The organism is Thermococcus sp. JdF3, from assembly GCF_012027495.1.
Taxonomy (GTDB): Archaea; Methanobacteriota_B; Thermococci; order Thermococcales; family Thermococcaceae; genus Thermococcus.
Genome location: NZ_SNUK01000005.1, coordinates 22,272 through 44,971, shown reverse-complemented (window position 1 = coordinate 44,971; position 22,700 = coordinate 22,272). Strand labels below are relative to the sequence as shown.

Sequence of the window (22,700 nt, the reverse complement as noted above, 5' to 3'; positions counted from 1 at the left end):
TCCACATTTTTCACCGATGACCATGGCGACCGCTGACTGGAAGAGACGGCTGCGCGAGGATGGTTTCGTCGAGGTTGATGGCTTTCGAATAGAGCTCAGCCTGGACAACACGTTCATGGACATGGACTACATCCCCAGGGTGCTGTTCTACGACCCTCCAACGGGGAGATGGCACGTTCTCAGGAACCCGATTCCGAGGGGAAATAGCCTTGAGGAGAGCTGGGACAGAGCGGTGGAGGTCCTCTGCAGAATCTTGGATGGGAAGGAAACACCGGTGTTCGGCGAGGAGGGGGTTGCGGAGAGGTTTCTCCGTGCGCTTGAGAGGCTGGAGGCCCGATAACATCCCTTTGAAATTTCTTCAAAAACCTGTATTTCTTTCTGTTCTGTGGATATGCGGCTGGAAATTGATGGAATTTCAAAACAAATTCCGCATATTTTCCGGGGACTTACGCATTTTTGGGGAGAAAAGCTCTAAATACATTGGGGTGGAGTAGTTACAGGGTGATGGAAATGGCTGATCGCATCGATATTGCAGGGTATATCGACCATACGAATCTGAAGCCCTATGCTACCGCCGATGACATTAGGAAGCTCTGTGATGAAGCGGTGGAGTACGGTTTCTACGCCGTCTGCGTCAACCCCTACAGGGTTAAGCTGGCAAGGGAGTACCTCCGCGAGAAGGGTGCCGACGTCAAAGTCGCGAGCGTAATAGGCTTCCCGCTCGGAGCCACCCCCACAGAGGTCAAAGTCTTCGAGGCGGAGAGGGCCCTCGACGACGGCGCCGACGAGCTCGACATGGTCATCAACATAGGTGCCCTCAAGGACGGGGACTACGAATACGTGAGGAAAGACATAGCCGAGGTCGTTAGGGTCGCGCATGAGAGGGGCGCGAAGGTCAAGGTCATCATCGAGACCTGCTACCTCACGGAGGAGGAGAAGGTTAAGGCATGCGAGCTGGCGAAGGAAGCTGGAGCGGACTTCGTGAAGACGTCAACTGGCTTTGGAACCGGTGGAGCCACCGTTGAGGACGTCAGGCTGATGAGGAAGGTCGTCGGGTCTGAGATGGGCGTTAAAGCCGCCGGCGGAATCCGGACCTACGAGCAGGCGGTTGCCATGGTGGAGGCCGGCGCGACGAGGATTGGAACGTCGAGCGGAATAAAGATTGTGGAGGGAGCCCCGAAATGAAGGAGATACACGACCTCCTGAACAAGGCCATCCGGGAGCTCCGTGAGGAGGGCCTAGAGCCCGATATCCTGCTGGTTGGGCCCAACTTCATCGAGTACGCCGTTGAGCAGCTGCGCGAGTGCAGGTTCAAGATATACAGGATAGATGAACTGGGCTACGACGCGGTGGTCGCCGACTCCAGCTACCTCGGCCAGGTGAAGCGCGCCTCAAGGAGGATATCGGTCGAGCCCCTGCTCGTCGAGAACGAGATGTGGGAAGAAATAAGGAAACTGGAGGTTTAGAGGAGGTCCTCTATCTCCGGGTATCTCTTCTTTATCGCCTGGGCCAGAAGCGTGCCTACTAGGACGCCGGTGACGGCCTGTACTATGTTGACGGGCACCTCGGTGGCGGCCGCGGGGATACCGTACATGTAGGCCTCGAAGGCAAAGTATCCTGAGACCATTATTATTCCGCCTATCAGGCCCGCTATCACCAGCGTCGAGACGTTGTCGCTTCTTCTGGCGATGTAGCCGATGGCAAGGCCCTCAAGCCCCTTGACGACGAGGGTTATCGGTGCCCATCCGGGATAGCCCGCTATTATGTCGCCGAGGGCCGAGCCGACGCCGCCGGCGAAGACGCCGATAACGGGGCCAAAGGCCATTGCCGAGAACATGACCATGGTGTCGCCGAAGTTGAGGTAGCCGCCGGTCGCGGGGGTGGCTATCGTTATGAACGCCGTGGTGACGCCCACCACCGCGGCCATCACGGCGGAGAGGGCAAGAACGCTCGCGCTCCTGAACTTCTTCCTGTTCATGAATAGGTACGCGACGTAGAGCAGGGTGACTGTGGCGAGGACGTATGGTCCGTACGGTTTGAGAATCTCGGTCAGCTCAGTCATGTTCACCACCGGGGGTATCTCAAGTTATAACTTTAAAAACTTGACTTTTCGGGATTACCACTCAAGTAAACGGATAAGAAAAGGGAGAAATCACTGGAGAGCGGCCTTGAGGCTCTCCTCGAATATCTCCATGGCGACGTCGATTTCCTCCTTCTTGATGGTCAGCGGCGGTATGAACCTTATGCTGTTGTCACCGCATCCGAGGAGGATGAGCCCGCGCTTGACGGCTTCCTTGACGATGGCATCCCTGAGCTTGGGGTTCTTCTCCTTGGTGTCCTTGCTCTTGACGATCTCGACCGCCTGGGCGAGACCGAGACCGCGAGCGTCGCCGATGACCTCGTACTTCTCGAGAAGCTCTTCGAGGCGCTTGTGGAGGTAGTCGCCGACCTCCTGGACGTGCGGGAGGAGCTCCTTGACTATCTCGACGACCTCTATACCGGCCGCTATTGCCACCGGGTTGCCGCCGAAGGTGGAGGCGTGCCTGCCCGGCTTGTCGAACGCTATATCCGCCCTGTGAACGACACCGGCGAGCGGGATTCCGCCGCCTATGGCCTTACCGAACTGGATGGTGTCGGGTGCAACGTCGAAGTGCTCGATGGCCCAGAACTTTCCGGTCCTTCCGACGCCCATCTGAACCTCGTCGTCGGCGAGGAGTATGCCGTAGTTGTCGGCGAGCTTCTTCAGCTCCTTGAAGAAGTTCTTCGGCGGAACGACGTAGCCGCCCTCACCCTGTATCGGCTCGAAGACTATGGCTCCAACCTCGTGGGGCGGGACGTGGCGGAAGACGTACTCCTCGATGAACTCTATGACCCTGTTAACGAGCTCGTCCGGCTCGGCGTAACCGTCTATGTGCCAGGGGTTCCTGTAGGGGTTCGGGTAGGGTATGTGCTCAACGCCCGGCATGGTTGGGAAGAACCTGTCCTGCTGAACCCACTTGCTGGCGGTAAGTGAGAGAACGGCCTGGCTCCTTCCGTGGAAGGCGTGGTAGAAGGCGATGAACCTCTTCCTGCCGGTGCCGTACTTGACGAGCTTCATCATGGCCTCGTTTGCCTCGGCACCGCTGTTCTGGTAGACGACCTTCTTCGGGAAGTCGCCGGGGCTGAGCTCCGCCAGCTTCTGGGCAAGAACGACCGCGTTCTCGTAGAAGAAGTCGTTCAGCGCGAAGTGGGTGAACTTCTCGGCCTGCCTCTTAACGGCCTCCACGACCCTCGGGTGGGCGTGGCCGACGTTCAGCACGCCGACGCCGCTTCCGAAGTCGTAGAAGGTGTTTCCATCGACGTCGTAGACGAGTATGCCGTCACCGTGGTCGATGACTATCGGGAGGGTCTCCGGGTCCTGGGTGGTAACTGCGAGGGCTTCAAAGTTCTTTTCGATAACTTCCTTGCCCTTGGGTCCGGGGAGTTCCTTAACGTTCGGCCTGACCACCATGTGCATCACCGGTGTGAGATAGGGGTTCTCCTATATAAGTCTGTGTTCATCGATGAACATTTTTGACCGAAAAATCTTCGGGAGAATCGGGAAATACCTCGATTCCCAAAACGGAAATCCGAAAAATACCGGGAGAAAAGAACGAGGGGCTGTGGAAAATCACTCCACGACCTTTGAGTTCCACTCGTCGATGAGCTCCTTAGCCGAGTTGGCCGCTATCGCACCCTGACCGACGGCAACGGCGATCTGCTTGAAGACGTTGGTTATGTCCCCCGCCGCGAAGATTCCCTTCATCTTCGTGCGCATGTGCATGTCCACAGGGATGTAGCCGTACTCGTCGGTTATGCCGAGGTGCTTGACGAAATCCGTTTTGGGCTCGTAGCCGATGAAGATGAAGACTCCATCAACTGCCATCTCGGTCTCCTCGCCGGTGACGCGGTTCTTCAGCTTGACCGCCTCGACCTTGCCGTTTCCTTTGATCTCCGTCACGACGGTGTTGAGTATCGCCGGAATGCCGCTCTCCTTGAACCTGTCCTGCAGTATCTTGTCGGCCCTGAACTTGTCGCGCCTGTGAACGAGCGTTACATCGACGCCGATGCTCTTCAGATAGAGCGCCTCCTGAAGTGCCGTGTTGCCCCCGCCGACAACGATGACCTTCTTGCCCTTGAAGAGCGGGCCGTCGCAGGTGGCGCAGTAGGAAACGCCCCTTCCTGTGAATTCCTCCTCGCCAGGGACGTGGAGCTTCCTCGGTGCGGCGCCGACGGTTATTATTATCGTTTTCGCCTTGTACTCCTTGCCGTTCTTTGTCTTCACCGCGAACTTGCACGGGCCCTCATAGTAGGCACACTCCGTCGGGTCTATGCGCGCGACCTCGTCAAAGACGATGTCCACCCCGAGCTTCTTGACCTGCTCGTGCATCCTGTTTGTCAGTTCGGAACCGCTGATCCCCTCGGGGAATCCCGGGTAGTTCTCTATCATATCGGTCAGCGCCATGTTTCCCCCGAGGTCCTTGCTGAGTATCAGCGTCTCAAGGCCGAAGCGCGCCGCGTATATGGCAGCCGTGAATCCTGCCGGTCCGGCGCCTATGATGAGCACGTCCCAGGTCTTGTTCTCGTACTCTCCCCCGCGTGAGAATCCTCCCAGACTGAACATCTCTCCCACCTCCGGACTTTCCTAACGTGGACTATTTAAAAGCATTATTGCCCAGTGGTGGGTATTCATACCACGACGTTAATTTCCGGACTGCCCTCGGGGAACCCTTCCGCGGGTTCGATCAGGAGTTCCGTCCCCGCGTGTTCGTCCTGCTTTAGGGGGATGTCCATCGTGAGCAGAACCTCGTATTTTCCGTGTCCCTCCAGAACCCTCCGCGCTCCGAAGGCCTCCCGGAGCTTCCGCGGATCGCTGACGTTCCTGTCCATCACTAGTATCAGGGGCTTTTCCCAGAACCTTCTCTCAAAATCTTTTTCCCCGCTCCCCTGGACCTCCACGAGCTTCTCCTTCCCCTTCGATTCGGGGTGGATCAGCTCCACCCTGGCTCCCCTGCACTTCGCGACGCTGGTGTAGAGCCTCCCCGAGATCATTCCCCTCCCTGTCTCCAGCCGCAGGTGGGCGTACTCGTCGTTGTGGGACGTTCCCAGGGAGTTCTCCACTGCCTCGATTCTGTACGTGGGCAGCACTGGGGATATCAGGGCGTCCCTGAACCTCCCCTCCGCGATAACGTAAACCGGGAGCTCAACCCGGGTATCGTCGTTTTCACCTATGAAGACGAAGAACCCCTCCGGCTCCAGTTCTATCCTGTCCGAGGTGAACTCCCCTGAGGTTCTAAGTTCTCTCTGCACGGAGTAGTGTCTGTGCTTTGCCCCGATCCATTCGCCCCTTATCCGCAGGGTTCCCCTCAGGAGCCTGGTTTTCTCGGGGAGTACGAGGGTTCTCCCGTCGATCCTCATCGAGGAGGCCAGTTCCGTGCACTTTTTCCTCGCCTTCGCTTCCCTCTCCATGTCCATCAGTATGATGCCCAGCATGATGAATATGAAGACGATAAACAGGGTCCCGCCGCCTTCCATGTAACCACCGGGGCAAATACGAAGTTGGAAAATAAAAGAGTTTCTCTACAGCAGTGATAGCTCCCCGTCGAGGAGAAGGTGAAGGGTGTAGCCGAGGAACGCGCTCATACCGACGAAGAGTCCCTCTCCTGTTGACATCTTGAGGCCGTACTCGACGAGCAGGAAAGCGAGCAGTCCGTAAATTCCTGCGAAGAGTAGTGAGTGGACTATTCCCCTGTGCTTTGGCATGAGCCACGTGAAAAGGTACCACGAGACCAGACCGCCGAGGGCGCCTGCAACCCAGGCGGCAACCGGGTTCAGCCAGCTCGGGTTCAGGTTCATCCAACCCTCCATCCAGATGAAGACTGCGCTTCCAACAGCGACGCTCACTATGGGCTTGGTTCCGCGGTGTATCAGCGCGTCCGGATGGTCCATGTCCGGCAAATCACTTCCAAGGACGTAGAATGCATAGCCGAGAACGAGGGCTATCGTCGTGAGTTCGATGGGTAGCTTGGCGTAAACCCTGAGCAACTCACCCATCAGGACTGCTATTGGGTAGCTGATAATCCCGCTGAGCACGTGGGTGTCGTAATTCGGCATCGTGCATCACTCCTTCTCTCGTTCGGCCTCTCCCTCTTCAAGGAACTTCCTCACGTACTCCGGAACCTTGTAGTTGCCCTTGGGGTCACCCACCAGGAAGCCGAGCCTTATGAGCTCGTTGAGCTGGTCGTAGACCTGTATTCCTGGCCTCTTGACGGCCTTGGCCACCTGAATGTAGCTAACCGGTCCTCCATTGAACTCGAAGACTATCGCCTCCACCAGATCCTTGTACTCCTTCGGAATCCTCGTGAGGTACTCCTCGAGGCTCTTCGGCTCCTCGAGTATGGTGGTCACCACGTAGTCGTCTATGGGGTCGAACTTGTGCTTGGAGGCCTCGCTGAGGACGTAGTGAAGGAGCCTCAGGATCTGCCTCGGGTTTCCCTTTCCGAGCTGGTGTATGAGCTTTATGGCCTCCTCCGTGAAGGGGTAAATCGGGTCATCGGTGTCCCTTATCCTCACCTTGTTGAGCCTCTTCTTCACCAGCTCGTAGGCCTCGTCTATGCTCATCGGGCGGAGCTTGAACTCGTAGTGGAGGCGCATGAAGAACGCCGGGAATATCTTGGTGTACTCCTCGTAGGCCTCGGGAACGCAGGCGAAGGCGACCACACAGCCCTTGGGCATGTTGCTGATGAAGTGTCTGAGCATCTCGAAGAACTGTATCTTCTCCCTCTCGCTCGCGCTCCCCATGTTCTCAAGCTCGTCGAGGAGGAGGGCGCAGTAGGGGTATTTGCCCATCTGCTCGGTCAGAAGCTCGGCTATGTCCCTGCTCTTGTACTCGTCCCTGTCGCTCAGCATCTTCTCGAGCCTGTCTATGAATCCGAGCTTCCTTGAGAGGTTCTCGAGGAATATGTTAGTCCTGCTCTTCGGCGGCTTGAGGGCGTAGAAGATGTCGCGCGTGAGCTTGAGGATGTCGTTGGTGTCCACCTTGACGTATATGGCCTTTCCCTTGTTCTCCTCTATGGCCTTGGCTATGGTTTTGAGCCTCTGGGTCTTGCCCATCCCGAGGGGGCCGACGATGCTCATGGCTATCGAGCTCTTGTTTCCTATGACCTCGGAGATTATCATCTGGAGGCGCATGTCTACCTCCTGATAGACGTGTATGCTCTCGACGTCCGCTATTCCCTCACTCGCGAGCTGCTCAAATGGGTTCCGAGAAAGACCGTAAACCTCGTATGACTGGTAGGGATAAAGCTTAAGGCCACCGGCTTCCATTTTAACTCACCGCATAGTTTAGGAACGTGAAATATAAAAACCTGTCCATCGGTGAGCGGAGATGACGATTCTTCTCGTTACGGCACCGCAGGGACGCGAGGGGGATGTCATACTGGAACTGGAATGGGCGCTGGAAAAGGTCCGGGTTAGGGGAACGGACTGGCGGGGGGTTCTCCTGGCCGAAACGCCCCTGCCGAAGAGGGAAGCCCTGGAATGGTTGAGGAACTTCGAAACTCAGGCGATACAGAGGGTAGTTCCCCTGGACTTAATCGTGCCAGCGAGGAAGGAGGAGATAGAGAAGGCCGTCCTTGAGCTGGCGGGGGGAATAGGGGGTACCTTCGCGGTGCGCGCCAGGGTCCGGGGAAACAGGAGGCTCTCAGGGAGGGAGCTTGAGATTGGCCTCGGTTCGCTCGTGGTCGAGCGCTTCGGTCTAAAAGTCAACCTTGGCGATCCGGACTACACGCTTGTGGTTGAGGTTCTTGGAAAGAAGGCGGGAATCGGGCTGGTCGGGCGGGGCGAGATGCTCCGCTTTGATGTGGTCGGGTGAAGCCTAAAATAGGATGAAGCCGAATTCATAAACATGAACATCAAGCGAGTTTCGTACCTGGTTATCGCCCTGGTCGTGGTTTCCTCCGCCCTCCTTTTCGTTAAGCCCTACGTTACCTGGCGTGAGGGGGGTGAGAGAATCTCCGGTGAGGTTGTAGTTCTTCCCGAACCGAGACTGACCGGAGAGATGAGCGTTGAGGAAGCGATAGCAAGGCGGAGGAGCATTCGCTCGTACAGGAACGAGCCTTTGGCCCTTGAGCAGCTCTCCCAGCTCCTGTGGGCGGCGCAGGGGATAACGGACCCGAGGAAGTACCGCTCGGCCCCGAGTGCGGGAGCAACCTATCCCTTTGAGGTTTACGTCGTGGTCGGGAACGTCGAGGCCCTTGAGCCTGGAATCTATCGCTACGATCCCTTCAACCACACGCTGGTTCTGGTGAGGAAGGGGGACTGGAGGAGGGCCCTCCAGAAGGCCGCGCTGGACCAGCAGTGGGTCGGGAGGGCGGCGGTGGACATCGTCCTGGTGGCATTCTATCGGAGGACAACCTCATACTACGGCGAGCGGGGAGTTAGATACGTCCACATGGAGGCCGGGCACATAGGTCAGAACATCTACCTGCAGGCGACCGCCCTGAAACTGGGAACCGTCGCGGTGGGGGCCTTCTACGACGACCAGGTTGCCGAGATAATAGGAACCGAAGGTGTCCCGCTGTACATATTTCCGGTGGGTGTTCCCGGTGGTTAGCCTGGACCACTACACGCTTGGTTACGCCTCCTTTGCCCTTATGAGCCTGGCCATGCTCAGCGGGGCAATGATATTCCTTTCAAAGCGCAGGGACGTGTGGATAAAGGTCCACATAGTCATCAGTGTGATGGCTTACCTCGTCATGTTCCTCGCAATATGGCTCGTTAGATGAACCTAAAGCTTATTAGGCCCGGCGGCCATTCCTACGGGGGGATTGGAATGTACGATGTTCATGAGGTCGTTGAGGCCCTTTCGAAGCTGAGCTACCGGGACGCCCTGGCGTACTGGATAGAGGGTGAGAAGGAGGAGGCGGAATTTTACCGCAAGCTCGCAAGGCGTGCCCGCGACCTGGGTCTCGGTGAGGAGCTTGTGAAAACCTTTGAAAAGCTGGCGCAGGATTCGCTGAACCACACCGCCGAGCTTGAGACTCAATTCCGGGAGACCTACGGGGACGTTCCGAGGAGCGACCTTCCCCCGCTTGAGGTTCTTCCGGTTCTCGATGAGTTCGAGAGGGCCGACCAGCTGGAGGAGGTTTTGAAGGCGGCGATGGAGAGCGAGCTGATAGCCCACGAATCCTACAGGCTGCTCGCCGAGAAGGTTGACGACGAGAGGCTGAAGGCGCTCTACTCCAAACTGGCCGAGGTTGAGCGCGGACACTACGAGTTGCTCCGGAGAAGGTACGAGGAGTTGGTAAAGGGACGGGGATAAAACTTCGAAATCCGATTCGAAAACGCCCATTCCTTTGATAAATCCTTTGTCAGTCGTCCTTTTCTTCCAGACGACCTTTATAGACGGTTGTGCCAAATACCGTATAAAGCCTTTCGAGTATAGTTTACTGGGTGAGTTGGATGGTCGATCTCGAAGGCTTGTCTTTCCTTGAGGAACTTCCGCTGAGGGAGCTTCTCGCCCACTGGATATCCCTGGAGGGTGACAAGGCCCTGCTCTACGAGAAGCTGGCTGAGAAGGCGAGGGGCATGGAAGTCGAGGGGGCCGTAGGAGACATGTTCAAACTCCTCGGCCAGGAGGCGAGGAGACACGAGAAGAAGCTGAGAACCCTCTACACACAGAAGTTCAGGGCGGAGATTCCAGAAGTCCACGGCCCATCGCTGGAGGAGCTCTCGGATATAAGGGAGCTCGAGAGTGAGAACGACGTTTTTGCCGTTCTTAAATGTGCCCTTGAGCTGGAGGAAGTCGCCGAGAGGGTTTACTCGATTCTGGCCGAGAAGGCCGAGGACGAAACCGTGAGGGCGATATTTTCCTACCTCGGCTCGACTGAGAGGCTCCACGAAAGGGCCGTTGAATCCCTCCTCAGAGACTACGATTACAGAAATGGGATGGGAAAAGAGAGGATGGAGGCTTAGCTCACTGGCCCGCTGACTCCGCTGCCTCCTTCACTTCTTCTTTGGGCGGCTCCCTTGCCTCTGGAGGCTCTTCTATCAGGTTGTCGCTGTACTTGTCGTAGTCCGCTATCAGGAACTCCTCGCTCATCCTAAGTGCCTTGACGGCCTTTTCCTCTCCCGGGAACTTCTTGCCCGGGCAGACGTCAACGCACAGTGCGCAGAACATGCAGCGCGAGACGTAGTGCCGTATCTTCTTGAGCTCCGGAATCCACTCCATGGCGTCAGCGGGACAGACCATTATGCAGAGCCGGCAGCCTATGCACCTCTCCGGGTCGTAGACGAGCTTTCCCCTGAACCCCTCCGGGACGGGAACCGGCGGGTTTATCTGGGCCTCACCCTTCTGCACTTCCTCTATGAGCGCCGTGACGTTAGCGGGAGCATGCTTGACCGGGAAGGGATTTGTGGCGGGCTTTTTGACGAGCTGCTTGAGCAGGACGAACATCATCTTGTTAACCATGCTTCACACCCCCAGCCATACCAGCGCGAGCCCGACGAGGGCGATTATGTTGACGTAGACCCAGAACACCCTGGACGCCTGCTCTATCCTGAACCTTGCGAAGGACGTCCTGACGAGGGTTATCGCCAGCAGGTATATCACCAGCACCTTGAAGAGGAACCACAGGGCCTCGACGACGTAGTAGGGTGTTCCCGTCAGGTTCAGGTTCAGTATGCCCGTCAGCGTGAACGGGAAGAACAGCACCACCTCCAGCGCCGCCATGGCGAAGCCCCTGACCGCGTCCGAGAGGTAGAACAACGCGAGGTTCCTTCCGCTGTACTCTGCGAGCATTCCCTCACATATCTCCGTCTCCGCCTCTGCGATGTCGAAGGGCAGTTTCGCCAGCTCGGCCGGCGTGACGACGAGTAGGGCCACAAAGAGCAGCAGCACGCCCATGGCCGCGAGCGGACCCGCGGCGCCCCACACCGGTGTGCTTGCTATGGTCGTCAGCGAGAAGCTCCTGTAGAGCACGGCGAAGCCGACTATAACCGTCGCCAGCGGCATCTCGTAGCTCATCATGAGCACCATTTCCCTCTGCGCACCCACCGAGGAGAACGGGCTTCCGGAGGCGAAGCCGCCTATGGCCATTGCCAGCGACTGGAGGGTCAGCAGGTAGAGGATGACTACCAGGTCACCGTAGCCTTCGAGGGGCGCCTTGAGCACTCCAAAGGGTATGTACAGCAGGAGCGTCATCGAGGCCGCGAAGGAAACTATCGGCATGGCGTTGAATATCCACGCCACCGCGTTCTCAGGAACAACCGTCTCCTTGAGGAGCAGCTTCCCTACGTCCCAGAAGGGCTGCCTTATCGGCGGGCCTATTCTGGAAGTCAGCCTCGCCGAGAAGCGCCTGTCTATACCCTTGTAGACCAGCCCGAGGAAGACCCCAAGCACCGGGAAGGTGAACGCGTAGATTAGGGTCTCGGGGGTCATTCTCTCACCCCCTCAGCCCTTTCTGACGAAAGCGCCGTTCTCACTGTCGTTCGAACGTCCTTGACGGATGGCGGAACGTTGTTGACTCCGAAACTGGCTTTTTCGCTGGCGGGTGCCCCAATAGTGTCCATTGTCCATTTGCTCGCTCTTAAAGTGCGTCCAGAGGACGCAGGGTGGGTGTGAGCCTCACGAATGGCCGTGGCCCCGATGCACCCCTCATGAACGATGTTGCCGTTCATTCTCTCACCCCCAGCTCTTCCCTGAGCTTCCGTGTTTTTTCAACCGCCTTCAGGTGCAGGGTAGCGGGGTCGATTAACCTGCCGTTCTCGTCCCTCACAACTGCGACCCTGTCGTTGCAGCACATGCACGGGTCTATGTACGCGACGACGATGGGTATGTCCGCCACCTCCGCACCCAGGAGGAGTGGGCCCCACGTGTTGATGTTGTTGTAGCTCGGCGCTATGACCTTCCAGACGAGAGGACCGTCGCGCTTGTTGCCGTACTTGAAGTAGTGGATGACCTCACCGCGCGGAGCCTCGTGCATGCCGATTCCTTCACCTTCGCTCCTCCTGATTTTGGCCAGGAGCGCCACGTAGTTGGGGATGGCCATTATCTTGCCCTCTGGCATCTCCTCGAGGCAGAACTCGATTATGTCGAGGCTCTGCTCTATCTCGTATATCCTGACCAGGGTGATGTCGTACGCGTCCCCCCTGGCCTCACCGACTATGTCTTGGGGAACCACTGCTCTAACCCCGATGTCCGCGTAGGCGTCGTAGGGGTTGTCCTGCCTGACGTCCATCCTCAGCCCTGCCGCCCTGGCGACGGGTCCGACGGCGTTGAGCTTCTTCGCCATATCCTTCGAGAGCTGGGCCACTCCCCTTGTCCTTGCCTTGTACACGGGATCCGAAAGGAAGACGTCCTTCATCTCCTCCGTGAATATCCTGTAGTAGTTTATCATGTCCCTCACGGCTTTTGCCTGGCTTTCCGTTATGTCCCTCCTGACGCCGCCTATCATGAACACGGAGTAGTTTATCCTGTTCCCCGTGAGGAGTTCCAGGATGTCAAGGACCTTCTCCCTGCCCTTCCACGTCCAGAACAGGAGGGAGTCAAAGCCCATCTCGTGCGCAACGACACCGAGCCAGAGTATGTGGCTGTGAATTCTCTCCAGCTCGGCTATTATCGTCCTTATGTACTGGGCCCTCGGCGGGGCCTCTATTCCCAGGGCCTTTTCACTTCCTATGACGAAGGCGTAGGGGTGCGATATCGAGCAGATTCCGCATATCCTCTCCGAGAGGTAGAGGGTCTGTATGGCGTTCCTCTTCATGCCCATGTACTCGATTCCCCTGTGGGCGAAGCCCCTCTTGACGTCCACCTCGACTATCCTCTCTCCCTCGACCTTGGCCTCGACCCTTATCGGCTCCTTCAGGGCGGGATGAATCGGGCCGACCGGGACGTAGTACTGGGTCTTCGCCATCACTCACCCCTCCTTATCTCGTTCACGCTCTTGTGGGTGTGCTTCACCATGTCCTCCACACCGTACTCGTCCTTCCTCCAGGGGTACTTGCCCTCAGGCCAGTCGTCGGGGAGGAAGAGATGCCTCTTGTTCTTCAGCCCCTCGAACTCAACGCCAAGCATCTCCCTGATTTCCCTCTCGTTGGTCTCCGCCCCGGGCATCAGGTCGGTTATCGTGGGCAGGACGAGGTTATCCTTCGGAAGGTTGAAGCGCATGGTGACGCTGAGCTCTCCCCAGGGGACGGCCCAGAACAGGCCGAAGGAGTAAACCATCCTCAGGGAGTCGCCTCCATCGTCCTCTCCGGTTATGAAGTGCAGGTGCGGGTAGTCGAGTTTGAACATGACCTCGACGGCTCTTCTGAAGGCCTTCGGGTCTATCTCTATCCAGAGTTCCCGGTACGTCCTCTTCCTCCTGACTCCCATCGTGTACTCCCTGACCTCGTGGGAGAGCAGGGCCTCCCCGAGCGCCTCCTGGAGTCTCTTGAGGACCTCTTCCGCGCTCATTGGTTCCCTCATTCTTTCTTCCCCTCCAGCTCCTTTTCCAGCTTCTCTATCTTGAGCCAGGCCTTCACAACGCCGTCTATTATCGCCTCGGGCCTCGGGGGGCAGCCGGGAACGTAGACGTCCACCGGGATTATCTCGTCTATCGGGCCGGCTATGTTGTAGGAGTCGTAGAACACTCCCCCTGTGGTTCCGCAGTTGCCTACCACAACGACCGCCTTCGGGTCGGGCATCTGCTCGTATATGCGCCTCAGCTTATCGGCGAAGTCCCTTGGAATCGCCCCCGTCACGAGGAGAACATCCGCGTGCCTCGGGCTTCCGACGAGTTTGATTCCAAAGCGCTCCACGTCGTAGCGAGGCGTCAGCGAGGCTATAATCTCGATATCGCAGGCGTTACAGCTCCCTCCGGAGGCGTGGAAAACCCAGAGGGAGCGTTTAAAGTTGGTCAGCTTCCCCATTCACACACCCCCCACGAGGATGAACAGGATTATGGCGCCGAGTCCCAGATACCAGAGGATGTAGTCCCTGATGTCCCCCGTGTGCATTCTCATGAGCACGTTGTAGTAGCCCTTCAGCGCCTCTATGAAGCCCCAGTAAATGTCTCCTGCCCTTACGCGGATTTCCTCCACGTCCTCGACCTCGTTGCCGCTCAGGTAGGGCTTTACCTGGTCTGTGTTCGGCTTGTAGCTCCTGTTTCCGCGCGAGTAGATGATGTAGCCTATGACCGCGAAGACGATGAGGAACGCCAGCCAGACTATCGGGTTCCAGAATCCCGACGGGGAGTTCAGCGTAAGGCTCTCAAGCCAGCTCATAGTATACCACCCCACGTCTGGTAGTTGCTCAGCTTCAGCAGCGCGTCAGCGGCCGGATAGACGAGTTTGTCCAGCACCACGTTCGGGAACAGACCGAACAGCAGACACAGCGCCGCCAGGATGAGCATCGCCACTACCATGCTCCTTGGAACCTCCTTTACCTCCTCGTACTTCTTCACCGGCGGTCCGAGGAAGGCTGAGGCAAAGACCTTGACGAACGAAGCCAGCGTCAGTACACTCGTGACCATTGCGAATATCGCGAATATCGGGCTCAGCTGGTAGGACGTCTCGTAGATGAGGAATTTGCTCGCGAAGCCGTTGAAGGGCGGGATTCCGGATATGGCTGCTGCGCCTACTATGAAGGCTATCGTGGTGTAGGGCATCCTTCTAGCCAGACCGCCCATCTCGTTGAGGTTTCTCGTTCCGGTCACGTAGAACAGCGCTCCTGCAGTCATGAGGAGGAGGCTCTTGTAGATGATGTGGTTGATGATGTGGAATATACCTCCCGCCATCGCGTCCCTTCCGAAGGCGGCGAGCTTTGCTGGGTCGTTGAGAACCGCCAGGCCAACGCCAACGCCGAGGAGCATGTAGCCGGTCTGCGAAATCGCGTGGTAGCTCATGAGCCTCTTGACGTCCTTCTGGACGAGGGCCATCGTGACGCCTATGAACATGGTGAGCACTCCAAGGACGCACATTATCCAGCCGACGCTGCTCATTCCCGAGCTAACCTTGCCGAAGAGGCTGAAGCTCACCCTGAAGAGGGCGTAGAGGCTCGCGTAGGTCGCCACGAGGAGGGTGGGGTTGATTCCCGACGGGACCTCGGTGTACGCGTCCGGAACCCAGTGGTGGGTCGGCACCGAGCCGCACTTCATCGCGAAGGACGTGAAGAGTATTCCCAGGGCGATTATGTCAACTGTGTTGAACCCTATCTGGGTGCTCAGGTAGGCTATGTTGAGGTTCCCGTACTCGCCGTAGAGCAGGCCTATTGAGAAGAGTACCATCAGCGATGCCACCGCGCTGACTATGAGGTACTTGATTCCGGCCTCGCTTGCCTCGCCGCGGTAGTTCCTGAAGCCCACCAGTGCCGAGCCGGCTATTCCGGCTATCTCCAGGAACACGAAGAGGTTGAACAGGTCTCCCGTCAGGACCATGCCGAGGATTCCGACCTCGAGGAGGAGAAGCAGCGCGTAGTACTTCTCAAGGCCCGTCTCGTTCCTCACGTGGCTGTATGAATACATCGCCCCGATGAAGCTCATGAGCGCTGCCGAGAGCGCCATGAAGGCCCCTATCGCGTCGACCTCGAATATTATCCTTATCGGAACCCTGTATCCGGAGGGCAGGACGAGGTGCGGGTTGTCGGCTCCGAAGACGTACACCATAATTCCCTGGATGAGCACCTGCCTGACCAGGAGGAGCGCCATGCCCAGCGTCACGCCGGTGATCATCATCGCCCAGACTGCCGGGGCACTGCCCTTTTTCTTCAGCAGGGGAGCCACGAACGCCCCGAAGAGGGGCACGGCTATCATGAGAGCGGGTAGGTGCTCGATCATCCTTTCAGCCTCCTGACCTTTGTAACGTCAAGGGTTCCGTAGTGCTCGTAGATGTTGACGGCGAAGGCGAGCATGAGCGCCGAAACTGCGACGCCTATGACGATGCTCGTCAGGGTAAGCGCCTGGGGCGTCGGCAGAACCATGTTGTTGACGGCCTCCTTCGGTGCCATCGTGTATATCGGGGCGTAGGCGCCTTTGACGTAGCCTAGAGCGATTAGGAACAGGTTGACGGCTCCCTCAAGGATTTCAATGCCTATGACGACCTTGATGAGGTTCCTCTTGAATCCTATCGTGTAGAACCCCACCGCCAGCAGGAGCGCCACGACTATGAAGGGGAGGTTGACCAGAATCACGTTATTCATCCTTCCTCACCCCCAGGAGGAGGTAGAACACCAGGATTATGCTGGTTAATCCGGCCAGAACCTTCGTTCCGACGAAGATGTTCATGTAGGGCAGCGTTCCGCCGGTGTTAAGGTAGCCTGGGTTTATTCCGAGCGGCGTCGGCTCTCCGAAGAGCGGGAACCCGCTGTTGGCTATGACGTTCCTGAAGAACGTGTACCCCATGAGGCCGAGGGTGGCCATTCCCAGAAAGCCGAGGGCGCCGATGCTCTCGAAGGTGCTCAGCGGTACCTTGGAGAAGGTTTTCTTGATGTCGTCGTACTTGTTGGCCACAATTAAGAGTGCCAGGCCGCTGGCGAAGACAGCTCCTCCCTGGAAGCCGCCTCCCGGCGTGAGATGCCCGTGGAGGATGATGTATGCCCCGAAGGTCAGTATGAGCGCCGTCAGGTACCTGGTGGTTGTCTTGATGATGAGGGTCGTCATGCTTTCACCTCCCTCCTTCTGAGGGCCATCAGCACGCCCGCAACCGCGGTGAACAGTACAGTGGCCTCTCCAAGGGTATCGAAACCCCTGTAGTCGAAGACTATGCTGGTGACGACGTTGTTTGACGATGCCTCCTCCTGTGCGTGCCCGATGAAGTAGGAGTCCATCTCGGTGTGAACCGGCTCACCGAAGGGCCTGAGGCTCGCCGCGGCCACGAGGAGGAACAGGGTGAAGCCTATGAACGCGAAGAGGCCAAGGGCTCTCCTCATTCTATCACCTCCTCGTCGGTGGTCTTCTTGATCGCCAGCAGGTACATCGCCGTCGTGAGGCACGCTCCAACTCCCGCCTCCGCTATCGCGACGTCGGGTGCCTGCAGTATGTAGAACTCCAGCGAGAGTATCAGACTGAACACCGCCATCGCGATGACGGCTGAGACCAGGTTCTTGAACCTCACCGCCGCTATGGCTGCTATCAGAAGCCCCAGCCCCACCATGGCCTGAAGCACCCAGAAGAGCTCTTCGAAGTTCATAGGCGACCCTCCAGCTCGTCTATAACCGCCCCGTGAGGCCGTATGCCCGACTTCCTCGCGGCCCTGCCGATGGCGTGGGCCCCAACGGGGTTGGTGAGCACCAGGAATATGACCACCAGGGCCGAGTGTATCCCTATGGTTATCCAGGATGGATCCCTCTCCACCCAGAAGTAGCTGTACATCGAGTACGTGACGGCGGCCAGGACTATGAATATCGTGCCGAAGGTCGTGCACTTGGTTGCCGCGTGTATCCTCGTGTAGACGTCGGGGAAGCGGAGGATGCCAACGCTGGCCAGAAGGTTGAAGAACACGCCGATAGCCAGGAATGCCGCTATTAGCCACTCTATCATGCCGCCTCCCCCTCCTCGCACTCGCATGCAACTCCCACCCTCTTCCTGACAAGGTAGCGGGCTATGTAGAGGGTCGCGATGTAGCTCAGAACCGCGTAAACCAGCGCGACGTCTATGAAAACCGCCTGTCTGGTTACCACGCCGTAGATGACCATGGCCCCCGCCGTGGTGGTCGTCATGGAATCCAGGGCGACGGCCCTGTCCGGTATCGTCGGCCCCGCGAGGAGCCTTATGAGCGTCAGCATGGCTGAGAACAGTAGCAGTATCAGCGCCCACATAAATGCTCCATCGACCGTCATTCTCCAATCCTCCTTGCCCATTTTGGAAGATACCCGCACAGCTCCTCTGGGGTGGGTTTCTCCTTTCCGGGCGGCACGTTTATCCAGTGAACGTAGAAGTTGCCTTCCTCGTCTATCTCCAGCGTGAAGGTTCCAGGGGTCAGCGTTATCGAGTTGGCCAGAAGAGTCCTGCTCTCGTCCCTGGTCAGGTCAGGAGATATCCTTACGATTCCGGGCCTTATCCTGCCCGTTATGACGCGGTAGGCCACGTCGATATTGGCTTTGGCCATTGCCAGGAAGAACGGTCCTATGGCGTAAACTATGAGGAGCAGCCATCTCCTCGGGCTGAAGAAGTAGCCCACCTTTTCGTCCATGACTTCCTTTGTGGCGTAGCCTATGATGGCCGCTATTACAATCCCTGCAATCAGCTCCCCGGGGCTCCAGGCGATGACGTTGCCTGAGCCCGCCGTGAGGAGCAGATAGACGATAAGGGACCACAGGAACGGTGCGGCAAACCCCATTTTCCCACCTCAACTTTAGGTTTTAAACCCTGTTCGGGCCTATTTTCCCGAAATCTCGATTATAAATTGGCTAAATTTTTATAAATGGGTTTCTAAAACAAATGGTTAACAACCAGAAATTTGACAAATATAAATTGGACGGCTCTTGACGTACGTCCATAAAACTGTACGTTGTAGTATATTAGGGGGGACAAACGTTCGGAAAAGTTCATTACAGAACTGAAATCGTCGGTGGGAAAAACAAGGAAAGAAGGGGGCTACTTCTTCTGGGACTCGGCCCCTTTCTTTGCCGCCTCCTTGGCCTTCTTCTGCTCCTCCAGCTTCTTTTTGAGCTCCTCTATCTCATCCTCCTTGAACCAGCGGAGGTTGTCGTTGTACTTGTCGTCCGTCGCCAGGAGGAACTCATCGCTCATCTCCAGGGCCTTTACGGGGCAGACGTCCACGCACTGCTGGCAGAAGACGCACCTTCCGAGCCAGAAGGTGACCTTCCTGACCTCGGGAACGTACTCTATGACCCCTGCAGGGCAGACCATGACGCAGAGCCTGCAGCCGACGCACTTGTCGGGATAGTAGACGAGCTTGCCCCTGAAGCCCTCTGGAGTCGGAACCGGATCGCTCGCAGGGAAGGGGTTGGTTGCCGGCTTCTTGAACAGGTTGCTCAGCACGGCTGAGAGCGTCGGTGGGACCCTCATGCCACCACCCCCAGGGTGTCTATTGCCAGCAGCAGCGCCCCGACTATTGCGGCCGGAAGCATCCTGGTCCAGAACAGGGTCACCGCCTGGTTTATCCTGAGCCTTCCAGTTACCGCCCTGAAAAGGCTCATGCTCACGAAGAGCACGGCGAAGACCTTGAGGGTGTGGAAGAGCAGGTCTATGACTACCGCCGGAAGCCCCGTGAGCCCGAGGTAGCCGGATATGCCCCACGGGAAGAATATCGCCACGACGAGGCTCGCGCTCACGAAGGCCTTTATCGCGTTGGCCAGCTCAAAGAGGGCCAGGTGCCTTCCGCTGTACTCGGCCATCGTTCCCTCGGCGAGCTCGGTCTCGGCCTCGGGGATGTCGAAGTAGCCGACCTCAATCTCGCTGGCGAGCCAGGCCATGAAGACGAGCAGGAGCACCACTGCCCCTATTATGCTCATCGGCGTCCCGAGCTCCCAGACGTTGTGCTCGTAGAAGGTGCCCATGCTGAAGGGCTTTGTAACGCCGAGGTCGCTGAGGCGCCAGAGTATGGTGAAGAGGGCCAGCATCATCGGCCCCTCCCTGGAGACGAGGATTATCATCTCCCTCTGGGCGCCTATCTGGGCGTAGGGGGAGCCCGAGCTAACGGCACCAACGACCCTGAGGAAGCCGATTAGGGTCAGCAGGTAGATGAAGAGTATCACGTCACCCTTGGTTCCAAAGAGCGGCTCGAAGCCGAGCGGGGTGTAGGCGAGCAGGGCGATGGAGGTGGCGAGAGCCAGCACGGGGGCCAGTTCGAAGAACCTGTTGGCGTCCCTCGGGATTATGGACTCCTTGCTGACCAGCTTCAGGAAGTCGTAGAACGGCTGGAGCAGTGGGGGGCCCATCCTGCGCTGCATCCTTGCAACCAGTTTCCTGTCTATGCCTCCCCAGAGCAGTGAGGCGAAGGATACGTAAGCGTAAATTCCCAGGAATCCGAGCGTTGCGTAGAGGACGTTCATAGGACACCACCCCTCGGGCAGCCTACTCCAACAACTTCGGGCTTCGCCCTAACGTTCGGGTTCAGCTCCCTGGTTTTCTCTATCGAGAGCCTGAGGAGGTCCCTCTCGGTGAGGACCTTCTTCCTTCCTGTGTTAGCATCCACCACCGCGACCCTGTCCGTACAGCTCAGGCAGGGGTCTATTGAGGCTATTGCAACCGGAACGTCCGCCACCTGCTCGCCCACCAACGCTCTGGCTATCGCGAACAGGTTCGGGAATGTGGGCTCGCGCATCTTCCACTTCGCCGGGACGTCCTTGCCCTTCTGGGCCATGACGTAGTGGATGAGTTCACCGCGCGGGGCCTCGTACCTGCCTATTCCCTCCCCCTCGGCTTTCTTGAGCTGGAACAGGAGGGTGTTGTCCTTTGGAACCGCCTTTATCTTGCCCTCCGGCATCTGGTCTATGGCCCTCTCTATGAGCTCCATGCTCTGCCAGAGCTCGCCGACCCTGACCACCATCCTGTCGAAAACGTCCCCCTTGACAACTCCGGTGAACTCCTTGGGCGTTATCGGCTTCACGCCGAGGTCCGGGTAAACGCTGAGCTTCTCGTTGTAGCGGACGTCTTTCTTCACGCCGCTTCCCCTGGCAGTCGGTCCCTGGGCGCTGTACTCGATGGCTATCCTCTTGGGAATAACGCCAGCGTCCCTCAGCCTGGCCTCGACCGTCGGATCGTAGAGGAATATCTCCTCTATCTTGGGCATGACCTCGTTCCTGTAGTTCTCTATCATGTCGAGTATGGCCCTGATGTGCTTCTCCTCCAGGTCCCTCCTCACGCCGCCGATGGTGTTGATGGAGTAGTTGACCCTGTTGCCGCCGATGGCCTCCAGGATGTCCATGACGCGCTCGCGGGCGAGCCAGCTGAGGTGGAGGGTGGTGTCGTAGCCTATGGTGTGCCCAACGACTCCGAGGTTGAGCAGGTGGGAGTGGATTCTCTCGAGCTCGCCGATTATCACACGGATGTACTCGGCCCTCTCGGGCACCTCTATGCCGGCCATCTCCTCAACGGCTCTGGAATAGGTGTGGTTGTGGGAGAAGGAACAGATTCCGCATATCCTCTCGGCGAGGTAGAGTATCTGGATGTAGTTTCTCCTCATGGCTATCCATTCGAGGCCCCTGAGGTTGTAGCCGAGCTTGACGTCGACGTTGATTATCCTCTCTCCGTCGAGCGTGATGATGAACTTCTCGGGCTCCTCCAGTGCGGGGTGAATGGGTCCGATGGGTATCTTAACCCAGTACTCAAGCTTTCCGTTCATTTCGAGCCCTCCTTCTTAATTTTATAGGGGTGTCCTGCGTTCTTGACCATCTCGGGCTTGATTCCGGTCTCGTCGAGCCTCAGCGGGTAGATTCCCTCCGGGAAGTCGTCGGGCAGGAAGAGTCTTCTCGGGTCGGGGATTCCCTCGAAGAACAGCCCGAGGAACTCCTGGTTCTCCCTCTCGTAGGGCAGCGCGCTCGGGAAGACGTCCGTGACTGTGGGCAGCTTGGGGTCATCCTTGGGGACGCTCGTGCCTATGACGAGCGACAGGCTCTCCCCCTCCTCCCAGAACATCTCCATGTGGTACTTGGCGAGCAGTCTGTCGCCGGCGTCCATTCCGATTATGATGGAGAACTGGGCCTTCGGGTCGAGCTCCTTGATGAACTTCATGGCGTCGTGGAACTTCTCCCTGTCTATCTCGACCCAGACGCGCCTCTTCGGGTGGGGCATCTTGTTCTCGCTCACCCTTATCTCGGCCTCGGGGAACCTCTCGCCAAAGGCTTTAACGAACTCGTCAACGTTCATCTCTTACCCCCCTCAATTCTCTCTATCAGCTTCTGCAGACCGAGCACGACTCCGTAGAGTATCGCCTCGGGCCTCGGCGGGCAGCCGGGTACGAAGACGTCCACCGGTATGTGCTTGTCCAGCGGCGCGTTGGTGAAGGGGCTCTCGAAGAACACGCTTCCGCCGGTGGGGCAGGCTCCGACGGCTATGACAACTTTCGGGTCCGGAGTCTGCTCGTAGACCAGCTTGACCCTCTCAAGGCTCTGGTCGGTCACCGGCCCGGTTACGAGCAGTATGTCGGCGTGTCTCGGCGTTCCGACGAGCTTCACACCGAAGCGCTCGGCGTCGTACCTCGGCGTCAGTGCGGCTATTATCTCGATGTCGCAGCCGTTGCAGCTGCCGCTGTTCACGTGGAACACCCAGGGTGAGCGCCCTATGTACCTGCAGAGCTTTGATATCTCCCTCTCAAGCCTCTCGCGCTCCGAGGAGTTTGAGCTGACATTGGTCTCTGCCCCTGTAACCTTAATCGCCATTCATCTCACCTCCTCATCCCCACACTATCAGCGCTCCCACAATTATCGCGGTCGTGACGAGCAGGTAGCTGATGTAGTCGCTCAGCAGTCCGGTGTGCTCCCTGCGGAAGATGAGGAACATCCTGTGAATTCCTCTTATGAGGCCCCACATGACGTGTCTTCCGGTGACGTAGCCCTGGAAGTGCTCGAACTGCGGAACGATCTCGTCCTGGTCCTCACCGCTGAGGAATATCTTCGTTCCATCGCCGGTTCTCCTCGTCCCCGTGCTGGAGCGCTCGGCCCACTTGTAGAGCACGTACGAGATGAGCAGGCCTATGGCAAAGACGTAAACGAAGTAGAGTGCATCCCAGTAGCCAAACAT

34 protein-coding genes are annotated in these 22,700 nt (G+C 57.9%); 8 read left to right on the top strand and 26 right to left on the bottom strand.

Annotated elements, in window-relative coordinates; translation table 11 throughout:
* Nucleotides 1-16: 16 nt before the first annotated feature.
* The 3 genes from E3E42_RS08715 (at nucleotide 17) to E3E42_RS08705 (ending at nucleotide 1,466) form a co-directional block, all read left to right on the top strand.
* Nucleotides 17-340 carry a hypothetical protein gene (locus E3E42_RS08715; protein WP_240913675.1) on the top strand — a complete coding sequence of 108 codons (324 nt, stop codon included), beginning with the start codon at nucleotides 17-19 and terminating at the stop codon, nucleotides 338-340.
* Nucleotides 341-510: 170 nt separating this feature from the next.
* The gene (deoC, locus tag E3E42_RS08710; protein WP_167904361.1) at nucleotides 511-1,185 is read left to right on the top strand and encodes a deoxyribose-phosphate aldolase; all 675 of its coding nucleotides are present in this window, start codon (nucleotides 511-513) and stop codon (nucleotides 1,183-1,185) included.
* Nucleotides 1,182-1,466: a family 4B encapsulin nanocompartment shell protein gene (locus tag E3E42_RS08705; RefSeq protein ID WP_167904147.1), complete on the top strand. Its 285-nt coding sequence runs from the start codon at nucleotides 1,182-1,184 to the stop codon at nucleotides 1,464-1,466. Before deoC ends, E3E42_RS08705 begins: the two co-directional genes overlap by 4 nt.
* Here E3E42_RS08705 and E3E42_RS08700 read toward each other — a convergent pair.
* From E3E42_RS08700 to E3E42_RS08675, 6 genes are all read right to left on the bottom strand, one after another.
* Complete coding sequence (locus E3E42_RS08700) at nucleotides 1,463-2,062, bottom strand: ECF transporter S component (RefSeq protein ID WP_148883791.1); 600 nt, start codon at nucleotides 2,060-2,062, stop codon at nucleotides 1,463-1,465. The two genes, E3E42_RS08705 and E3E42_RS08700, sit on opposite strands and share 4 nt — an antisense overlap.
* A 90-nt stretch (nucleotides 2,063-2,152) precedes the next feature.
* Nucleotides 2,153-3,490, bottom strand: coding sequence for an ornithine aminotransferase (locus E3E42_RS08695; RefSeq protein WP_167904360.1), 1,338 nt, complete (start codon nucleotides 3,488-3,490; stop codon nucleotides 2,153-2,155).
* Between the two features lie 159 nt (nucleotides 3,491-3,649).
* The gene (gene trxB / locus E3E42_RS08690) at nucleotides 3,650-4,642 is read right to left on the bottom strand and encodes a thioredoxin-disulfide reductase (protein WP_167904359.1); all 993 of its coding nucleotides are present in this window, start codon (nucleotides 4,640-4,642) and stop codon (nucleotides 3,650-3,652) included.
* Nucleotides 4,643-4,707: 65 nt separating this feature from the next.
* On the bottom strand, nucleotides 4,708-5,553 hold the full coding sequence (locus tag E3E42_RS08685) for a hypothetical protein (protein WP_167904145.1): 846 nt from the start codon (nucleotides 5,551-5,553) through the stop codon (nucleotides 4,708-4,710).
* Between the two features lie 45 nt (nucleotides 5,554-5,598).
* The gene (locus E3E42_RS08680) at nucleotides 5,599-6,132 is read right to left on the bottom strand and encodes a metal-dependent hydrolase (RefSeq protein WP_167904143.1); all 534 of its coding nucleotides are present in this window, start codon (nucleotides 6,130-6,132) and stop codon (nucleotides 5,599-5,601) included.
* A gap of 6 nt (nucleotides 6,133-6,138) precedes the next feature.
* Nucleotides 6,139-7,344, bottom strand: coding sequence for an AAA family ATPase (locus E3E42_RS08675; protein WP_167904141.1), 1,206 nt, complete (start codon nucleotides 7,342-7,344; stop codon nucleotides 6,139-6,141).
* 61 nt (nucleotides 7,345-7,405) lie between these two features.
* Between E3E42_RS08675 and E3E42_RS08670 the strand changes: the two genes are divergently transcribed.
* The 5 genes from E3E42_RS08670 (at nucleotide 7,406) to E3E42_RS08650 (ending at nucleotide 9,993) form a co-directional block, all read left to right on the top strand.
* Nucleotides 7,406-7,891, top strand: coding sequence for a THUMP domain-containing protein (locus E3E42_RS08670; protein WP_167904139.1), 486 nt, complete (start codon nucleotides 7,406-7,408; stop codon nucleotides 7,889-7,891).
* A gap of 33 nt (nucleotides 7,892-7,924) precedes the next feature.
* The gene (locus E3E42_RS08665) at nucleotides 7,925-8,632 is read left to right on the top strand and encodes a SagB/ThcOx family dehydrogenase (protein ID WP_167904137.1); all 708 of its coding nucleotides are present in this window, start codon (nucleotides 7,925-7,927) and stop codon (nucleotides 8,630-8,632) included.
* Nucleotides 8,625-8,804: a hypothetical protein gene (locus E3E42_RS08660; RefSeq protein WP_088865456.1), complete on the top strand. Its 180-nt coding sequence runs from the start codon at nucleotides 8,625-8,627 to the stop codon at nucleotides 8,802-8,804. The genes E3E42_RS08665 and E3E42_RS08660 overlap by 8 nt, the downstream gene beginning before the upstream one ends.
* 47 nt (nucleotides 8,805-8,851) lie before the next feature.
* A complete protein-coding gene (locus E3E42_RS08655; protein ID WP_167904135.1) occupies nucleotides 8,852-9,340 on the top strand; it encodes a ferritin family protein in 489 nt (162 codons plus the stop codon).
* 140 nt (nucleotides 9,341-9,480) lie between these two features.
* Nucleotides 9,481-9,993 (top strand): ferritin family protein, encoded by a 513-nt coding sequence (locus E3E42_RS08650; RefSeq protein WP_167904133.1) that lies wholly within the window; start codon nucleotides 9,481-9,483, stop codon nucleotides 9,991-9,993.
* 1 nt (nucleotide 9,994) lies between these two features.
* Here the strand turns inward: E3E42_RS08650 and E3E42_RS08645 are convergent, their stop codons facing one another.
* From E3E42_RS08645 to E3E42_RS08550, 20 genes are all read right to left on the bottom strand, one after another.
* Nucleotides 9,995-10,489, bottom strand: coding sequence for a 4Fe-4S dicluster domain-containing protein (locus E3E42_RS08645; protein WP_167904131.1), 495 nt, complete (start codon nucleotides 10,487-10,489; stop codon nucleotides 9,995-9,997).
* Between the two features lie 3 nt (nucleotides 10,490-10,492).
* The gene (locus tag E3E42_RS08640; protein ID WP_167904129.1) at nucleotides 10,493-11,458 is read right to left on the bottom strand and encodes a respiratory chain complex I subunit 1 family protein; all 966 of its coding nucleotides are present in this window, start codon (nucleotides 11,456-11,458) and stop codon (nucleotides 10,493-10,495) included.
* Nucleotides 11,459-11,693: 235 nt separating this feature from the next.
* Nucleotides 11,694-12,932, bottom strand: a complete 1,239-nt coding sequence (locus E3E42_RS08635; protein ID WP_167904127.1) for a nickel-dependent hydrogenase large subunit — start codon at nucleotides 12,930-12,932, stop codon at nucleotides 11,694-11,696.
* Entirely contained in the window at nucleotides 12,932-13,486 is a 555-nt protein-coding gene (locus E3E42_RS08630) for an NADH-quinone oxidoreductase subunit C (protein WP_167904125.1), read from the bottom strand. The genes E3E42_RS08635 and E3E42_RS08630 overlap by 1 nt, the downstream gene beginning before the upstream one ends.
* The gene (locus E3E42_RS08625) at nucleotides 13,483-13,929 is read right to left on the bottom strand and encodes an NADH-quinone oxidoreductase subunit B family protein (protein ID WP_167904122.1); all 447 of its coding nucleotides are present in this window, start codon (nucleotides 13,927-13,929) and stop codon (nucleotides 13,483-13,485) included. The genes E3E42_RS08630 and E3E42_RS08625 overlap by 4 nt, the downstream gene beginning before the upstream one ends.
* On the bottom strand, nucleotides 13,930-14,283 hold the full coding sequence (locus E3E42_RS08620; RefSeq protein WP_167904120.1) for a hydrogenase: 354 nt from the start codon (nucleotides 14,281-14,283) through the stop codon (nucleotides 13,930-13,932).
* Entirely contained in the window at nucleotides 14,280-15,833 is a 1,554-nt protein-coding gene (locus tag E3E42_RS08615; protein ID WP_167904118.1) for a proton-conducting transporter membrane subunit, read from the bottom strand. Before E3E42_RS08615 ends, E3E42_RS08620 begins: the two co-directional genes overlap by 4 nt.
* The gene (locus E3E42_RS08610; RefSeq protein ID WP_014013077.1) at nucleotides 15,830-16,195 is read right to left on the bottom strand and encodes a sodium:proton antiporter; all 366 of its coding nucleotides are present in this window, start codon (nucleotides 16,193-16,195) and stop codon (nucleotides 15,830-15,832) included. Before E3E42_RS08610 ends, E3E42_RS08615 begins: the two co-directional genes overlap by 4 nt.
* Nucleotides 16,188-16,655, bottom strand: a complete 468-nt coding sequence (locus E3E42_RS08605; RefSeq protein WP_167904117.1) for an MnhB domain-containing protein — start codon at nucleotides 16,653-16,655, stop codon at nucleotides 16,188-16,190. Before E3E42_RS08605 ends, E3E42_RS08610 begins: the two co-directional genes overlap by 8 nt.
* Entirely contained in the window at nucleotides 16,652-16,924 is a 273-nt protein-coding gene (gene mbhE / locus E3E42_RS08600; protein WP_058939012.1) for a hydrogen gas-evolving membrane-bound hydrogenase subunit E, read from the bottom strand. The genes E3E42_RS08605 and mbhE overlap by 4 nt, the downstream gene beginning before the upstream one ends.
* A complete protein-coding gene (locus E3E42_RS08595; protein ID WP_014013080.1) occupies nucleotides 16,921-17,184 on the bottom strand; it encodes a hydrogenase subunit MbhD domain-containing protein in 264 nt (87 codons plus the stop codon). The genes mbhE and E3E42_RS08595 overlap by 4 nt, the downstream gene beginning before the upstream one ends.
* A complete protein-coding gene (gene mnhG / locus E3E42_RS08590; protein ID WP_167904115.1) occupies nucleotides 17,181-17,534 on the bottom strand; it encodes a monovalent cation/H(+) antiporter subunit G in 354 nt (117 codons plus the stop codon). Before mnhG ends, E3E42_RS08595 begins: the two co-directional genes overlap by 4 nt.
* On the bottom strand, nucleotides 17,531-17,833 hold the full coding sequence (locus E3E42_RS08585; protein WP_167904113.1) for a cation:proton antiporter: 303 nt from the start codon (nucleotides 17,831-17,833) through the stop codon (nucleotides 17,531-17,533). The genes mnhG and E3E42_RS08585 overlap by 4 nt, the downstream gene beginning before the upstream one ends.
* Nucleotides 17,830-18,333: a Na+/H+ antiporter subunit E gene (locus E3E42_RS08580; RefSeq protein ID WP_167904111.1), complete on the bottom strand. Its 504-nt coding sequence runs from the start codon at nucleotides 18,331-18,333 to the stop codon at nucleotides 17,830-17,832. Before E3E42_RS08580 ends, E3E42_RS08585 begins: the two co-directional genes overlap by 4 nt.
* Nucleotides 18,334-18,590: 257 nt before the next feature.
* Nucleotides 18,591-19,025, bottom strand: coding sequence for a 4Fe-4S binding protein (locus tag E3E42_RS08575; protein WP_014013084.1), 435 nt, complete (start codon nucleotides 19,023-19,025; stop codon nucleotides 18,591-18,593).
* Nucleotides 19,022-20,011 carry a respiratory chain complex I subunit 1 family protein gene (locus E3E42_RS08570; RefSeq protein ID WP_167904101.1) on the bottom strand — a complete coding sequence of 330 codons (990 nt, stop codon included), beginning with the start codon at nucleotides 20,009-20,011 and terminating at the stop codon, nucleotides 19,022-19,024. The genes E3E42_RS08575 and E3E42_RS08570 overlap by 4 nt, the downstream gene beginning before the upstream one ends.
* On the bottom strand, nucleotides 20,008-21,303 hold the full coding sequence (locus tag E3E42_RS08565) for a nickel-dependent hydrogenase large subunit (protein ID WP_058939005.1): 1,296 nt from the start codon (nucleotides 21,301-21,303) through the stop codon (nucleotides 20,008-20,010). Before E3E42_RS08565 ends, E3E42_RS08570 begins: the two co-directional genes overlap by 4 nt.
* Nucleotides 21,300-21,827, bottom strand: coding sequence for an NADH-quinone oxidoreductase subunit C (locus E3E42_RS08560; protein ID WP_148883084.1), 528 nt, complete (start codon nucleotides 21,825-21,827; stop codon nucleotides 21,300-21,302). Before E3E42_RS08560 ends, E3E42_RS08565 begins: the two co-directional genes overlap by 4 nt.
* Nucleotides 21,824-22,339: an NADH-quinone oxidoreductase subunit B family protein gene (locus E3E42_RS08555; RefSeq protein WP_167904100.1), complete on the bottom strand. Its 516-nt coding sequence runs from the start codon at nucleotides 22,337-22,339 to the stop codon at nucleotides 21,824-21,826. The genes E3E42_RS08560 and E3E42_RS08555 overlap by 4 nt, the downstream gene beginning before the upstream one ends.
* Before the next feature lie 13 nt (nucleotides 22,340-22,352).
* On the bottom strand, nucleotides 22,353-22,700 hold the full coding sequence (locus E3E42_RS08550; RefSeq protein WP_167904098.1) for a hydrogenase: 348 nt from the start codon (nucleotides 22,698-22,700) through the stop codon (nucleotides 22,353-22,355).

What these genes read in the sequence shown, in the direction of transcription:
- E3E42_RS08695 (WP_167904360.1), bottom strand. Translation starts at nt 3,490, where the DNA reads ATGGTGGTCAGGCCGAACGTTAAGGAACTCCCCGGACCCAAGGGCAAG.
- E3E42_RS08575 (WP_014013084.1), bottom strand. Translation starts at nt 19,025, where the DNA reads ATGAGGGTCCCACCGACGCTCTCAGCCGTGCTGAGCAACCTGTTCAAG.
- E3E42_RS08670 (WP_167904139.1), top strand. Translation starts at nt 7,406, where the DNA reads ATGACGATTCTTCTCGTTACGGCACCGCAGGGACGCGAGGGGGATGTC.
- E3E42_RS08580 (WP_167904111.1), bottom strand. Translation starts at nt 18,333, where the DNA reads ATGGGGTTTGCCGCACCGTTCCTGTGGTCCCTTATCGTCTATCTGCTC.
- E3E42_RS08675 (WP_167904141.1), bottom strand. Translation starts at nt 7,344, where the DNA reads ATGGAAGCCGGTGGCCTTAAGCTTTATCCCTACCAGTCATACGAGGTT.
- E3E42_RS08620 (WP_167904120.1), bottom strand. Translation starts at nt 14,283, where the DNA reads ATGAGCTGGCTTGAGAGCCTTACGCTGAACTCCCCGTCGGGATTCTGG.
- E3E42_RS08555 (WP_167904100.1), bottom strand. Translation starts at nt 22,339, where the DNA reads ATGGCGATTAAGGTTACAGGGGCAGAGACCAATGTCAGCTCAAACTCC.
- E3E42_RS08665 (WP_167904137.1), top strand. Translation starts at nt 7,925, where the DNA reads ATGAACATCAAGCGAGTTTCGTACCTGGTTATCGCCCTGGTCGTGGTT.
- E3E42_RS08635 (WP_167904127.1), bottom strand. Translation starts at nt 12,932, where the DNA reads ATGGCGAAGACCCAGTACTACGTCCCGGTCGGCCCGATTCATCCCGCC.
- E3E42_RS08700 (WP_148883791.1), bottom strand. Translation starts at nt 2,062, where the DNA reads ATGACTGAGCTGACCGAGATTCTCAAACCGTACGGACCATACGTCCTC.
- E3E42_RS08565 (WP_058939005.1), bottom strand. Translation starts at nt 21,303, where the DNA reads ATGAACGGAAAGCTTGAGTACTGGGTTAAGATACCCATCGGACCCATT.
- E3E42_RS08560 (WP_148883084.1), bottom strand. Translation starts at nt 21,827, where the DNA reads ATGAACGTTGACGAGTTCGTTAAAGCCTTTGGCGAGAGGTTCCCCGAG.
- E3E42_RS08570 (WP_167904101.1), bottom strand. Translation starts at nt 20,011, where the DNA reads ATGAACGTCCTCTACGCAACGCTCGGATTCCTGGGAATTTACGCTTAC.
- E3E42_RS08650 (WP_167904133.1), top strand. Translation starts at nt 9,481, where the DNA reads ATGGTCGATCTCGAAGGCTTGTCTTTCCTTGAGGAACTTCCGCTGAGG.
- mbhE (WP_058939012.1), bottom strand. Translation starts at nt 16,924, where the DNA reads ATGAGGAGAGCCCTTGGCCTCTTCGCGTTCATAGGCTTCACCCTGTTC.
- E3E42_RS08630 (WP_167904125.1), bottom strand. Translation starts at nt 13,486, where the DNA reads ATGAGGGAACCAATGAGCGCGGAAGAGGTCCTCAAGAGACTCCAGGAG.
- E3E42_RS08685 (WP_167904145.1), bottom strand. Translation starts at nt 5,553, where the DNA reads ATGGAAGGCGGCGGGACCCTGTTTATCGTCTTCATATTCATCATGCTG.
- E3E42_RS08645 (WP_167904131.1), bottom strand. Translation starts at nt 10,489, where the DNA reads ATGGTTAACAAGATGATGTTCGTCCTGCTCAAGCAGCTCGTCAAAAAG.
- E3E42_RS08595 (WP_014013080.1), bottom strand. Translation starts at nt 17,184, where the DNA reads ATGAACTTCGAAGAGCTCTTCTGGGTGCTTCAGGCCATGGTGGGGCTG.
- mnhG (WP_167904115.1), bottom strand. Translation starts at nt 17,534, where the DNA reads ATGATAGAGTGGCTAATAGCGGCATTCCTGGCTATCGGCGTGTTCTTC.
- E3E42_RS08610 (WP_014013077.1), bottom strand. Translation starts at nt 16,195, where the DNA reads ATGAATAACGTGATTCTGGTCAACCTCCCCTTCATAGTCGTGGCGCTC.
- E3E42_RS08680 (WP_167904143.1), bottom strand. Translation starts at nt 6,132, where the DNA reads ATGCCGAATTACGACACCCACGTGCTCAGCGGGATTATCAGCTACCCA.
- E3E42_RS08705 (WP_167904147.1), top strand. Translation starts at nt 1,182, where the DNA reads ATGAAGGAGATACACGACCTCCTGAACAAGGCCATCCGGGAGCTCCGT.
- deoC (WP_167904361.1), top strand. Translation starts at nt 511, where the DNA reads ATGGCTGATCGCATCGATATTGCAGGGTATATCGACCATACGAATCTG.
- E3E42_RS08640 (WP_167904129.1), bottom strand. Translation starts at nt 11,458, where the DNA reads ATGACCCCCGAGACCCTAATCTACGCGTTCACCTTCCCGGTGCTTGGG.
- trxB (WP_167904359.1), bottom strand. Translation starts at nt 4,642, where the DNA reads ATGTTCAGTCTGGGAGGATTCTCACGCGGGGGAGAGTACGAGAACAAG.
- E3E42_RS08655 (WP_167904135.1), top strand. Translation starts at nt 8,852, where the DNA reads ATGTACGATGTTCATGAGGTCGTTGAGGCCCTTTCGAAGCTGAGCTAC.
- E3E42_RS08585 (WP_167904113.1), bottom strand. Translation starts at nt 17,833, where the DNA reads ATGACGGTCGATGGAGCATTTATGTGGGCGCTGATACTGCTACTGTTC.
- E3E42_RS08625 (WP_167904122.1), bottom strand. Translation starts at nt 13,929, where the DNA reads ATGGGGAAGCTGACCAACTTTAAACGCTCCCTCTGGGTTTTCCACGCC.
- E3E42_RS08615 (WP_167904118.1), bottom strand. Translation starts at nt 15,833, where the DNA reads ATGATCGAGCACCTACCCGCTCTCATGATAGCCGTGCCCCTCTTCGGG.
- E3E42_RS08715 (WP_240913675.1), top strand. Translation starts at nt 17, where the DNA reads ATGACCATGGCGACCGCTGACTGGAAGAGACGGCTGCGCGAGGATGGT.
- E3E42_RS08550 (WP_167904098.1), bottom strand. Translation starts at nt 22,700, where the DNA reads ATGTTTGGCTACTGGGATGCACTCTACTTCGTTTACGTCTTTGCCATA.
- E3E42_RS08605 (WP_167904117.1), bottom strand. Translation starts at nt 16,655, where the DNA reads ATGACGACCCTCATCATCAAGACAACCACCAGGTACCTGACGGCGCTC.